Here is a 12,695-nt window from a genome sequence, read left to right as displayed (position 1 = left end):
CATGGCCGGATGGCTGGACGGCAACCTCGTCAGCGTCGTCGACGGGATCGCCTTCGGACTGCTGCTGTTCACGATCGCGGTCGGCCTCTCCCTGGTCTTCGGCATGATGGACGTGCTCAACCTGGCGCACGGCACGCTCTACCTCGCCGGGGCCTACACCGCCTACGCCCTCTCCGACGGCACCCTGCCGGGCCTGCTCCTCGCCCTGGCGGCCGGCGCGCTGGTGGGCGCGCTCGGCGGAGCGGCACTGACCCTGCTCACCCAGCCGCTGGCCCGGCGCGGTCACCTGGACCAGGCCGTGCTCACCCTGGGCATCACCTTCATCGTCGCCGACCTCCTCGCGGCCGCCTTCGGCGGCGAGGTGCTGCCCACGGACCCCCCGGCGTCGCTGCGCGGGACGGTCGACCTGCTCGGCCATACGTATCCGGTGTACCGGCTGGTGTTCATCGCCGTCGCGGCCGCCCTCGCGCTCCTCGTGCACCTCGTCTTCGAACGCAGCTCGCTCGGGGCACTCGTCCGGGCCACCGTCGCCGACCGCGACATGGTCCGCGCCCAGGGCGTCGACATCCGCAAGGTGCTCTACGGGGTCTTCGCGTTCGGCGCCGCCCTGGCGGCGGTGGGCGGTGTGCTCGGTGCGCCGATCCTGGGCCCCGGCCCGGGCGTCGACGAGAGCGTGCTCGTCCTCTCCCTCGTCGTCGTGGTCGTCGGCGGCCTCGGATCCGTGCGCGGCGCCCTCGCCGGGGCGCTGCTCATCGGCCAGGTCCAGACCCTCGGAGTGGCACTGCTCCCGCAGTACGCGCCCTTCCTCCTCTTCGGCACCATGCTGCTCGTGCTCGTGGTCCGCCCGCACGGCCTGGTCCCCTCGGCGGTACGCGCATGAGCACGTCCATGAGCACGTCCCTCACCGCACCCACGGCGTCCCGGGTGGCCGGGACCGCCGTACTCCTCGGGCTCACCCTGGCTCCCTTCCTGCTCGGCCCGTACGCCGTCGCCACCCTGTCGCGGATCCTGGTGTTCGCGCTGCTCGCGCTGAGCGTGAACCTGCTCACCGGGCTGACCGGGCTGCCGACCCTCGGCCAGTCCGCCTACTTCGGCGTCGGCGCCTACACCGCGGCCATCGTCGCGAAGCACCTCACGGACATCGGCCCGCTCCAACTGCTCGTCGCGGCGGGCGTCTCGGCGCTGGTGGCCGTGCCCACCGGGTGGCTCGCCGTCCGGGCCCGCGGCGTGGTGTTCCTCATGCTGACGCTCGCCATCGGCGAGATCGTCTACAGCGCCGCGGTCAACTGGAAGTCGGTGACCGGCGGCACCGACGGGATCTCCGGTGTCCCGCCCGTCGTGCCCCTGCCCGGCACCCCCGCGCTGGAGCTCGACGGGCTGGTCTACTTCTACGTGCTGGCCGTGTTCCTGCTGCTGCTCGCGGCCGTCACCCGCCTGGGCTCGACCCCCTTCGCCCTCGCCCTGCGCGGGATCCGGGACAACGAGCCGCGCATGAAGGCGATCGGCTACCCCACCCGGCGGTACGCCCTGACCGTCTACTGCGGCGCCGCGGCGCTGGCCGGGGCCGCCGGTTCGCTGTGGGTCTCGGTACAGCGGTTCGTCTCGCCCGGCGACGCCGGCTTCGAGATCGCAGCCCTCGCGCTGCTGGCCGTCGTCATCGGCGGCACCGGCTCGATGTGGGGCGCCTGCGCCGCGGCCGCGCTCATCTGGCTGACCCGCGACTACCTCGGCAACCTCGAAGCCGTGGCCGGGCGCGGTCCGTTGCTGCTCGGGCTGCTCTTCGTCATCGCCGTGTACACATTGCCCCGCGGACTGGCCGGCGTACGGCTCCCGCACCAGCCGAGCCGGAAGAAGGCGGCGTGAGCGATCTCGACCTACTGGAACTGCGCCGGGTGTCCAAGCACTTCGGGTCCTTCACCGCCGTCGACGAGGTGTCCCTCACCGTACGGTCCGGCGCGCGACACGCGATCATCGGCCCCAACGGCGCCGGAAAGTCCACGCTGTTCGGCCTCATCTCCGGAACCCTGCCCACCAGCACGGGCGCCGTCCTGCTGGACGGGCGGGACGTGACCCGGCTGCCCGTGCACCGCCGGGTCGGGCTGGGAACGGCCGCGACCTTCCAGCATTCCAGCCTCTTCATGCGCGAGACCGTGCTGGAGAACGTCCTGCTCGCCGTGCTGCTCCGGACGGGGGCGGGGCTCGGCGGATGGCGGAGGGTCAGCGCCCGGGCGGCGGAGCTCGCGCGGGCCCGCACCCTGCTGGAACGGGTGGGCCTGCCCGACCGGCACGACCTGAGCGTGGCCGCCCTCTCGCACGGGGAACGCCGGCAACTGGAGGTGGCCGTCGCGCTGGCCACCGAACCGCGCCTGCTGCTCCTGGACGAGCCGGCCGCCGGCATGTCGCCGGCGGAGACCGAGCGGCTCACGAAGCTGATCGCCGCCCTGCCCGAAGAGGTGACCGTACTCCTCGTCGAACACGACCTCGACATGGTCTTCGAGCTCGCCGACACCGTCACCGTCATGCACCTCGGCCGACACCTCACCACCGGCACACCGGATCACGTGCGGGCCTCCGCCGAGGTCCAGCGGGCCTACCTGGGCATTACGGAGGTCCCGTCGTGAAACCGTACTTCCAGATGCGCGGGCTGCGCTCCGGATACGCCGGGGGCGTGGTCCTGACCGGCGTCGACCTCGACGTCGAACCCGGCGCAATCGTCGCCGTACTCGGGCGCAACGGGGTCGGCAAGACCACCCTCATATCGACCGTCATGGGATTCGTCCGGCCCTACGAGGGCAGCATCACCCTCGACGGCCGGGAGATCGCCGGAGCCCGGGTCGATGTGATCGCCCGGGCCGGAGTGGCGGTCGTTCCCCAGGGACGCCGGGTGTTCGCGCCGCTGACCGTGGCGGAGCACCTCGCCATCGCCGCACCGCGGCGCGCCGCGCCCGGGCCGTGGACCCGGACGCGCATCCTCGACCTGCTGCCGCGGCTGGGGGAGCGGCTCGGACACCGGGGTGACGAACTCTCCGGAGGGGAACAGCAGATGCTCGCGATCGCCCGGGCCCTCCTGGGCAACCCGCGGCTGCTCCTCCTCGACGAGCCGTCCGACGGGCTGGCCCCCGCGATCGTCGCCCAGGTGGGGGAGGTGATCCGGGAGGTGGCCGCGCAGGGCATGACGGTCGTCCTTGTCGAGCAGAACCTGGGGCTGGCCCTCTCCGTCGCCGAGCACGTGGCCGTCATGCAGAAGGGCTGCATCGTCCACCGCGCGGCCTGCGCGGAGTTCGCCGCCCGCTCCGAGGACCGCCGTCGCCTCCTGGGAGTCGACTGAGCCGCTGGGCCGTCTCTTTCGGATCTTGTCGGCCGGGTGCGGTGCCGGGCGTCGCGGGCCCGGCAAGATCCGAAAGAGACGGCCCAGGCCGACACCGGTCGGGGTTGCGTGTCCCCGGGGGTTCCGGGCGCGAGGATGCAGTCATGGCCGACATCTTTGCTTCACGAACGATCGACGTGACGACCGGGGACCGGGAGACCGTCCATGACCTGACCGATGCCTGCGCCGCCTTCCTCCGGGAGGTGGCGCGGGGCCGGAGCGGACTGCTGAACATCTTCACACCCCACGCGACCGCCGGACTCGCCGTCATCGAGACGGGAGCGGGCAGCGACGACGACCTCCTGAAGGCCCTGGAGTCCCTCCTGCCGGCCGACGACCGCTGGCGGCACCGGCACGGATCCCCCGGCCACGGGCGGGACCACGTACTGCCCGCGATCGTCCCGCCCCACGCGACGCTGCCGGTGGTCGACGGGATGCTGGAGCTCGGAACGTGGCAGTCCGTCACCCTCGTGGACACCAACCGGGACAACCCACGGCGCCAGATCCGCCTGTCCTTCCTCGGCTGCTGACCCGCGCCGCGGGTCACAGGGGTGAATACGTATCAATCATGACAGGTCAGAGGCCGTTTTCGTAGGACCAAGGGCACAGTGAATTGCCCTTGTTCGGACCCCTGTGCGGCTTTCAGAATCACCGTCATGACTTTCACGGCGCACGCCCATCACGACGCGGTACTTCGAGCCCGAGTGGCCCTCCTGGGATCACAGACCCTGCCGGCGCGGCAGGAGGTCGCCGCCTACCGCGTGCTCGCCCAGGTGAGCCCGCTGGCGTATCTGCCGTTGCTGACGGTCGCGTTGTTCGAGTACAGCCGTCAGGACTTCGCCCACGAACCCGAGACCGCGCTGGCCCTGCGGGCCGAGGCGGTCGCGGCCGCGCGCCGCATGTACGCCATGGAGCCGGCCAGGGGGCCCCTGCTCATCACCGCGCTGAGCCACTACCGGGAGCAGCTGGAACTCATGGGACGGGAGGAGGAACTCGCCGCCGTGGACCGGGAGACGGCCCTGGTCGCGTCCGGCCGGACCCTGCCCCTCTAGGGTGGTGGGCCGGATCGCCTTCCCCGCAAAGGAGTTATCGGTGGCGCGCTCGCTCGACGGCCTCGTCTTCGTCCCCGTGGCCGACCAGGCACCCGGCCAGGTCGGCCGGCAGACCCGGTTCGACTACCACGAGCAGGACGGCCGGATCTGGGCCGAGTACCACGGCGGGGACGTGGCCAGGGGATACCTCGTCGGCACCCGGGACGCCGACACGATCGACTTCCGCTACGTCCAGCTCCGCCTCGACGGGACGACCGCGTCGGGGCACTGCACCTCCGTCCTGACGGAACTGGCCGACGGCCGCCTCCGCCTGGAGGAGACCTGGACATGGGAGTCGCAGGAGGGCAGGGGCGCCAGCGTGGTCGAGCAGCTGCCGGGCTGAAGGGCGCGGCTCCCGCGGGAGCCGCGCCCTGCCGGGTCCGGGCCGGCCGGTGAGTGCCGGCCTGCCCGGACGTCGCGCCACTGTCAGGCGAGGTCGAACCGGTCCAGGTTCATGACCTTGTCCCACGCGGCGACGAAGTCCTTCACGAACTTCTCCTTCGCGTCGTCGCTCGCGTAGACCTCCGCGAGCGCGCGCAGCTCCGAGTTCGAGCCGAAGACGAGGTCGGCCCGGGTGCCGGTCCACTTGACCCGGCCCGTGGCGGAGTCACGGCCCTCGAACGCGTTCGCGTCCTGGGACGTCGCCGTCCACGTCGTGCCCAGGTCGAGCAGGTTGACGAAGAAGTCGTTGGTCAGGGACCCGGGGGTCGCGGTGAGGACGCCGAGGGGCGTCTGCTGGTGGTTGGCGCCCAGCACGCGCAGGCCACCGACCAGGACCGTCATCTCGGGGGCGCTCAGGGTCAGCAGGTTCGCCCGGTCGAGCAGCAGGTACTCGGCCGGCAGCCGGTTGCCCTTCCCGAGGTAGTTGCGGAACCCGTCGGCGGCCGGCTCCAGCGCCGCGAACGACTCCACGTCCGTCTGCTCCTGTGTCGCGTCCGCGCGGCCCGGAGTGAAGGGGACCTGGACGGCGAACCCGGCGTCCTCGGCGGCCTGTTCGACGGCGGCCGCACCGGCCAGCACGATCAGGTCCGCGAGCGAGATCCGCTTGTCGCCGCTCTGGGCGGCGTTGAAGGACTCCTGGATCCCGGTCAGGGTACGCAGTACCCCTGCCAGCTGGTCGGGCTCGTTGACCTCCCAACCGCTCTGCGGCTGGAGGCGGATGCGCCCGCCGTTGGCACCGCCGCGCTTGTCGCTGCCGCGGAAGGACGAGGCCGAGGCCCACGCGACGGAGACGAGCTGGGACACCGTCAGGTCGGAGGCGAGGACCTGCCGCTTGAGGGCGGCGATGTCACCGGCGTCGACGAGCGCGTGCGTCACCGCGGGGAGCGGGTCCTGCCACAGCAGCGTCTCGGTCGGGACCTCCGGGCCGAGGTAGCGCACGATCGGGCCCATGTCGCGGTGCGTCAGCTTGAACCAGGCGCGCGCGAAGGCGTCGGCGAACTCGGCGGGGTTCTCGAGGAAGCGCCGGGAGATCTGCTCGTAGGCCGGGTCGAACCTCAGGGAGAGGTCGGTCGTGAGCATCGTCGGGGCGTGGGTCTTGGAACCGTCGTGGGCGTCCGGCACGGTGCCCGCGCCGGCGCCGTCCTTCGGCCGCCACTGGTGCGCTCCGGCGGGGCTCTTGAACAGCTCCCACTCGTAGCCGAACAGGATCTCGAAGAAGCTGTTGTCCCACGCGATCGGGGTGTTGGTCCAGATGCCCTCAAGGCCACTGGTGATCGCGTCGCCACCCTTGCCGGTCCCGAAGGAGTTGCTCCAGCCCAGCCCCTGGGCCTCCAGCGGGGCGGCCTCGGGGTCGGGGCCGACGCTCTCCGCCGGGCCCGCGCCGTGGGTCTTGCCGAAGGTGTGGCCGCCCGCGATCAGAGCCACCGTCTCCTCGTCGTTCATCGCCATCCGGCGGAACGTCTCCCGGATGTCGCGCGCCGCGGCGATCGGGTCGGGAGTGCCGTTCGGGCCCTCCGGGTTGACGTAGATGAGGCCCATCTGGACCGCGCCGAGGGGGTTCTCCAGCTCGCGGTCGCCGGTGTAGCGCTCATCGTCGAGCCAGGTGGTCTCGGGGCCCCAGTAGACGTCCTCGTCGGGCTCCCAGACGTCCGGACGGCCGCCGCCGAAGCCGAAGGTCTCGAAGCCCATCGACTCCAGGGCCACGTTCCCGGTGAGGATCATGAGGTCGGCCCACGAGAGGCTCTTGCCGTACTTCTTCTTCACCGGCCACAGCAGGCGACGGGCCTTGTCGAGGTTGCCGTTGTCCGGCCAGCTGTTGAGCGGGGCGAAGCGCTGCTGGCCGGCTCCGGCGCCGCCGCGGCCGTCGCTGATCCGGTAGGTGCCCGCGCTGTGCCAGGCCATCCGGATCATGAACGGGCCGTAGTGGCCGAAGTCGGCGGGCCACCAGTCCTGGGAGGTGGTCAGCACGTCCGCGATGTCCCGCTTCACCGCGGGAAGATCGAGGGTCTTGAACGCCGCGGCGTAGTCGAACTCCTCGCCGAGGGGATTGGCCACGGCGGGGTTCTTGGCGAGGATCTTCAGGTTGAGCCGTTCCGGCCACCACTGGCGGTTTCCGCCACCCTGGGTCGGGTGCGGGGCCCGCCCGTGGGCGACGGGACAGCCCTCCCCACCCTCCGACTTGGAGTCGGTGACGATTGCATCATGGTTCTCGGACATGGGAATCCTTCCGTACCAGGCGGATCACGGTGTTCAGGAACTGAATGCGAACTAAATGCGACTGAATGCGATGGAACAGCCGGGGCGCAGGGCCCCGGGTGCTTGGGCTCGGCCTCGTCGATCGCCACGACGCCGAGGGGTCACCGTCCCGGACGGTTGTGAGCAGGAGGGCGCAGGCGGCCGGTACGCGCGTGTCTGCACCGCGCATCTCCCTGGCGGTGATTCGTCACGTCTTCGTCACCTGCCGCCCTGGGGTCTTCCTGTCTCTTGGCTATCTACGAATCCGATCCTACGATGGACAGAATCCAAGTCAAGAAGGACACCAGATCCACATGCGATCGGATTCCGGATGTCCCTCGACACACTTCGGGGCACCCCGTCGAAGCTGAATAGGTGGGCCGATATGAGTGACCTGCTGGGGCGTTTGCGGGGGCGTGGCTGGCGGATGACGTCCCAGCGGAGGGTGGTCGCGGAAGTCCTCGACGGCGATCACGTGCACCTCACGGCGGACGAGGTCCATGCCCTCGCGGCCCAGCGGTTGCCGGAGATCTCCCGGGCGACCGTCTACAACGCCCTGGGCGAACTGGTCGCCCTCGGCGAGGTCGCGGAGGTCACCACCGACGGCCGGGCCAAGCGCTACGACCCCAACGCGCACCACCCGCACCAGCACTTGGTGTGCTCCGCCTGCGGGGCCATCCGCGACGTCCACCCGACCGGCGACCCGCTGTCGGGCCTCCCGGCGGAGGAGCGCTTCGGCTTCACGGTGTCCGCGGTCGAGGTCACCTACCGCGGCCTGTGCCCGGAATGCGCCCGGCCGCGGGCCTGAACCCGCCTCACGCCTCGTCGACGTGCCGGGCGCTGCGCCAGTGCGTCTCGAACTCGTCCTCGCTGATCTCCATGCCCACGAGCTCGGGGTCGTAGAGGTCCACGACGGGCGGGTTGAAGGGCCAGTCGTCGGGTCCGCTGCGCACGCCCGTGCCGCCCGGGACCAATGCGACCTGGCGCGTGCGGCGGCCGTCGGCCTCGACCTCCATCAGGTAGAGCGTCATGTCCTCGTCGTCCTCGTAGTCCCAGCGCCGCCGCAGCCACACCGTCTTCCGGTCGGCGAGCGCGCCGAATCCTGCGAGGCCGCGCTGGGCCTCCCGCTTGGCCCGGAGTCCGTCCAACCCGTCGGGCGTGGTCGCCCCGTCGACCCAGGCCTCGTCCAGGCCCCAGCCCTCGGCCCGCTCCACGGTCTCCGGGCTGTCGACCACCTCCACGTCCGCGAACGTCTCGCGCACCTCCCGCACCGACCGCGCGTGGACCCACCACCACGAGCCGCCCATGCCGTAGTCGTGCAGTACGAGCAAACGCGATGTCGGCGCAACATGATCGGTCATGTCGACCGACGATATGCGACCGGCCGCTCACGCTCCGCGCGGCCCCCGATCGCCGCACAAGCCCGCCCCGATCGCCCCGCGACCCGCCGTCCGACCACCGTCTCTTCCCGGCCACGCGCGAGGCTTCAACAAGAAAACCCTTGATGGCGCACTAGACTGGTGGGTTGTTTGGCGCCGAGCAGGAACAACCTGGGCAGACCCGGGCTCCGCCGGCGACCCGGACATGCCGGGAACGAGACGTGAGGGCCGATGGCAGTCACACCTGAGCGCAGTGAACTCACTCTGCTCGACGACGGGGAGAGGCCGGAGGAGGTCGGCAAGTCCGCCCGCTTCACCGCCGGGCCGGCCGCCCCCACTCGCACCCTCGTCGACATCTTCGAGGCCACCGTACGGGCGTACCCCGACGAGCTCGCCCTCGACGACGGAACCACCCGACTGACCTACCGGGCGCTGGCCATCGAGGTCGAGCGCCGGCGCCGGGCGCTGGCGGCCGCCGGAGTGGGGCTCGGCGACCGGGTCGGCGTCCGCGTGCCGTCCGGCACCAACGAGCTCTACGTGGCCATCCTGGCCGTGCTCGCCGCCGGCGCCGCCTACGTACCGGTCGACGCCGAGGACCCCGACGAGCGTGCCGACCTGGTCTTCGGCGAGGCCGGGGTCCGCGCGGTCCTCGGCGGCGGACAGCGCATCCACGCCGGCCGGGCCGCCGAGCCCGGCGCCCGCGCCGCCGCCTCGCGCCCCGGCCCCGAGCACGACGCGTGGATCATCTTCACCTCCGGCTCCACCGGCAAGCCCAAGGGCGTCGCCGTCAGCCACCGCAGCGCCGCCGCCTTCGTGGACGCCGAGGCCGCCCTGTTCCTCACCGAGGAGCCGATCGGCCCCGGTGACCGCGTCATGGCCGGACTGTCCGTCGCCTTCGACGCCTCCTGCGAGGAGATGTGGCTGGCCTGGCGCTACGGCGCCTGCCTCGTCCCCGTACCCCGCTCCCAGGTCCGCAGCGGCGCCGACCTCGGCCCCTGGCTCGTGGACCAGGAGATCACCGTGGTCTCTACCGTCCCCACCCTCGCCGCGCTCTGGGAGCCCGAGGCGCTCAACGAGGTCCGGCTCCTGATCTTCGGTGGCGAGGCCTGCCCGCCGGAGCTCACCCAGCGCCTGGTCACCGAAGGCCGCGAGGTCTGGAACACGTACGGCCCCACCGAGGCCACCGTCGTCGCCTGCGCCGCCCTCCTGACCGGAGAGGAGCCGATCCGGATCGGCCTCCCGCTGAACGGCTGGGAACTGGCCGTCGTCGACGAGTCCGGGGAACCGGTGCCCATGGGCGGCAGCGGACAGCTCGTGATCGGCGGCGTGGGCCTCGCCCGCTACCTCGACCCCGACAAGGATGTCGAGAAGTACGCCCCGCTCGAACCCCTCGGCTGGCAGCGCGCCTACCGCAGCGGCGACCTCGTACGCGCCGAACCCGAAGGCCTGGTCTTCCTCGGCCGCGCCGACGAGCAGATCAAGCTCGGCGGCCGCCGGATCGAGCTGGGCGAGGTCGACGCGGCACTCCAGGCCCTGCCCGGCGTCGCGGGCGCGGCCGCCGCCGTACGCACCGCACGCAGCGGCAACCAGCTGCTCGTCGGCTACCTCGTCACCCAGGACGGCTGGGACCACGCGGCGGCGGTGACCCGGCTGCGCGCCGAGCTGCCGGCCGCCCTCGTCCCCCTGCTCGCGCCCGTCGCCGAGCTGCCCACCCGTACCTCCGGCAAGGTCGACCGCAATGCGCTGCCCTGGCCGCTGCCCGACCTGGAGACCTCCGGCCCCACCGAACAGCTCTACGGCACCGAAGCCTGGCTCGCCGAGCAGTGGAGCGAGACCCTCGGGGTGACCGTCACCGGCGCCGCCGACGACTTCTTCGCGATCGGCGGCGGCAGCCTCGCCGCCGCCCAGCTCACCACCCGGCTGCGGACCCGCTACCCGAGCGCCGCCGTCCTCGACATCTACCAGCAGCCCACCCTGCGCAAGCTGGCCCGGCACCTGGAGAAGTCCGCACAGGACGACGGAGCCGCACGCACCGTCACCCCCGTCCCGCTGCGCTCCCAACTGGTCCAGTCCCTCCTGCTGCTCCCGCTGTTCACCCTGGTCGGCCTGCGCTGGACGGTCGCCGTACTGGCCCTGGGCAACGTACTGCACCGGTTCGGGCCCTACCCGTGGGCGCCGGCGGCCTCGTGGTGGCTCGTCGCCGCCGGTGCGCTGCTGCTGTACAGCCCGCCGGGCCGGCTCGCGATCGCGGCCGGCGGCGCGCGCCTCCTGATGCGGGGAGTGAAGGCCGGACGCCACCCGCGCGGCGGAAGCGTGCACCTGCGGCTGTGGACGGCCGAGCGGCTGGCCGAGTGCGTCGGCGCCACGTCCCTCACCGGGTCCTGGCTGGAGCGCTACGGGCGGGCTCTCGGGGCCAAGATCGGCCCCGAGGTCGACCTGCACTCCCTGCCCCCGGTCACCGGCATGCTGAAACTCGGCCGGGGCTGCGCCGTGGAGTCCGAGGTGGACCTCTGCGGCCACTGGCTGGACGGGGACCACCTGGAGATCGGTGCGATCAAGGTAGGCGCGGGCGCGGTGGTCGGCACCCGCAGCATCCTCTTCCCCGGCGCGCGGGTCGGCAAGCGTGCCGAGGTGGCCCCCGGCTCCGCCGTGGTCGGACAGATCCCCACCGGCCAGCGCTGGGCCGGCGCACCCGCCGGCAAGCTCGGCAAGGCCAAGCACAACTGGCCCAAGGAGCGCCCGCCGCGCGGGCTCCCCTGGCGGGCCGCGTACGGGGCGGCCGGCTTCTGCCTCACGGCCCTGCCCGTGCTCGCCGCCCTGCCCGCCCTCCTCGTGGTGAGCCGGTTCGTGCCCGCCGACGCCGGACTCGCCGAAGCACTGCGCGGAGCACTCCTCGCCGTGGTGCCGGGGGCGCTCGCCTTCGGATTCGCGTACGCGGCCCTGCTGCTGGTCTCCGTACGCCTGCTCAGCCTCGGGCTGCGGACGGGAACCCATCCCACGCACAGCAGGGTCGGCTGGCAGGCCTGGACGGTCACGCAGCTGATGGACCTCTCCCGCGAGACCCTCTTCCCGCTGTACGCCGGGCTGATCACACCGGTGTGGCTGCGGCTGCTCGGCATGAAGATCGGCCGGGGCGCCGAGGTGTCCACCGTGCTCGCGCTGCCGAGCCTGACCACCGTCGGTGAGGGTGCCTTCCTCGCCGACGACACCCTGACCGCCCCCTACGAGCTGGGCGGCGGCTGGGTCCGGATCGGGCACTCCGAGATCGGCCGCCGGGCCTTCCTCGGCAATTCCGGCATGACCGCCCCGGGCCGTACCGTGCCGGACGACGGGCTGGTCGGCGTCCTGTCCGCCACGCCCAAGAAGGCCAAGAAGGGCAGCTCCTACCTGGGACTCCCGCCCGTCAAGCTGCCCCGGTCCACCGCGGACGCCGACCGGAGCCGGACCTACGAGCCGCCCGCACGGCTGCTGTGGGCGCGCGGCCTGGTGGAGCTGTGCCGGCTCGCCCCGGTGTTCTGCTCGGCCGCCCTGGCCGTGCTGACCGTGGCGGCGCTCTGCGCGCTCACCACGGGGAGCGGCACGGGCGTCTGGGGGGCCGCGCTGCTCTCCGGAGCGGTCCTGCTGGCCGCCGGACTGGCCGCCTGCGTGGTCGCGGTGTGCGCCAAATGGCTGCTGGTCGGCCGGCACCGGACGGGCGAGCACCCGCTGTGGAGCGGATTCGTCTGGCGCAACGAGCTGGCCGACACCTTCGTCGAGGTCCTGGCCGTGCCGTGGCTGGCCGGATCGGTGCCCGGTACCCCGGTGCTGGCCCTGTGGCTGCGCGGACTCGGGGGCCGGATCGGCCGGGGCGTGTGGTGCGAGAGCTACTGGCTGCCCGAAACGGACCTGGTGGTGCTGGGCGACGGGGTCAGTGTGAACCGGGGCTGTGTGTTGCAGACGCACCTCTTCCACGACCGGATCTTGAGGACGGATACTGTGGTGCTCCATGAGGGCGCCACCCTGGGCCCGGGCGGAATCGTCCTGCCCGGGAGCACGGTGGGGGCCCGCAGCACCTTGGGCCCCGCCTCCCTCGTGATGGCCGGGGAATCCGTCCCCGCCGACACCCGCTGGCTGGGCAATCCGATCGAGGCGTGGCGGTCCTGACCGGGCCGTCCGCGCCACGGCCGGCACCGGCGGGAGCAC

The 12,695-nt window shown here is 72.3% G+C and carries 11 protein-coding genes; 9 read left to right on the top strand and 2 right to left on the bottom strand.

What is annotated here, in order from left to right:
* The first annotated feature begins 1 nt into the window (after nt 1).
* From OG373_RS01840 to OG373_RS01810, 7 genes are all read left to right on the top strand, one after another.
* The gene (locus OG373_RS01840) at nt 2–880 is read left to right on the top strand and encodes a branched-chain amino acid ABC transporter permease (protein ID WP_405435343.1); all 879 of its coding nucleotides are present in this window, start codon (nt 2–4) and stop codon (nt 878–880) included.
* An 8-nt stretch (nt 881–888) separates the two neighbouring features.
* Complete coding sequence (locus tag OG373_RS01835; RefSeq protein WP_405435342.1) at nt 889–1,863, top strand: branched-chain amino acid ABC transporter permease; 975 nt, start codon at nt 889–891, stop codon at nt 1,861–1,863.
* Nucleotides 1,860–2,621 (top strand): ABC transporter ATP-binding protein, encoded by a 762-nt coding sequence (locus OG373_RS01830; RefSeq protein ID WP_405435341.1) that lies wholly within the window; start codon nt 1,860–1,862, stop codon nt 2,619–2,621. The genes OG373_RS01835 and OG373_RS01830 overlap by 4 nt, the downstream gene beginning before the upstream one ends.
* Nucleotides 2,618–3,328 carry an ABC transporter ATP-binding protein gene (locus OG373_RS01825; protein ID WP_405435340.1) on the top strand — a complete coding sequence of 237 codons (711 nt, stop codon included), beginning with the start codon at nt 2,618–2,620 and terminating at the stop codon, nt 3,326–3,328. Before OG373_RS01830 ends, OG373_RS01825 begins: the two co-directional genes overlap by 4 nt.
* A gap of 143 nt (nt 3,329–3,471) precedes the next feature.
* A complete protein-coding gene (locus tag OG373_RS01820) occupies nt 3,472–3,897 on the top strand; it encodes a secondary thiamine-phosphate synthase enzyme YjbQ (RefSeq protein ID WP_405435339.1) in 426 nt (141 codons plus the stop codon).
* 126 nt (nt 3,898–4,023) lie between these two features.
* A complete protein-coding gene (locus OG373_RS01815) occupies nt 4,024–4,419 on the top strand; it encodes a hypothetical protein (RefSeq protein WP_405435338.1) in 396 nt (131 codons plus the stop codon).
* A 40-nt stretch (nt 4,420–4,459) separates the two neighbouring features.
* Nucleotides 4,460–4,801 (top strand): hypothetical protein, encoded by a 342-nt coding sequence (locus OG373_RS01810; RefSeq protein WP_405435337.1) that lies wholly within the window; start codon nt 4,460–4,462, stop codon nt 4,799–4,801.
* A gap of 83 nt (nt 4,802–4,884) precedes the next feature.
* On the opposite strand, the gene katG is transcribed toward OG373_RS01810, so the two are convergent.
* Nucleotides 4,885–7,116, bottom strand: coding sequence for a catalase/peroxidase HPI (gene katG, locus OG373_RS01805; RefSeq protein WP_405435336.1), 2,232 nt, complete (start codon nt 7,114–7,116; stop codon nt 4,885–4,887).
* Between the two features lie 403 nt (nt 7,117–7,519).
* Here katG and OG373_RS01800 point away from each other — a divergent pair, with 403 nt between their 5' ends.
* Nucleotides 7,520–7,942 (top strand): Fur family transcriptional regulator, encoded by a 423-nt coding sequence (locus OG373_RS01800; protein WP_397730227.1) that lies wholly within the window; start codon nt 7,520–7,522, stop codon nt 7,940–7,942.
* Between the two features lie 7 nt (nt 7,943–7,949).
* On the opposite strand, the gene OG373_RS01795 is transcribed toward OG373_RS01800, so the two are convergent.
* Nucleotides 7,950–8,495, bottom strand: coding sequence for a hypothetical protein (locus OG373_RS01795; RefSeq protein WP_405435335.1), 546 nt, complete (start codon nt 8,493–8,495; stop codon nt 7,950–7,952).
* A gap of 249 nt (nt 8,496–8,744) precedes the next feature.
* Between OG373_RS01795 and OG373_RS01790 the strand changes: the two genes are divergently transcribed.
* A complete protein-coding gene (locus tag OG373_RS01790) occupies nt 8,745–12,656 on the top strand; it encodes a Pls/PosA family non-ribosomal peptide synthetase (protein ID WP_405435334.1) in 3,912 nt (1,303 codons plus the stop codon).
* Nucleotides 12,657–12,695 lie beyond the last annotated feature (39 nt).

The organism is Streptomyces avidinii (assembly GCF_045161815.1).
GTDB classification, from domain to species: domain Bacteria; phylum Actinomycetota; class Actinomycetes; order Streptomycetales; family Streptomycetaceae; genus Streptomyces; species Streptomyces avidinii.
Note: the sequence above shows the minus strand (reverse complement) of the source record. Positions and strands in the feature narration are given on the sequence as shown.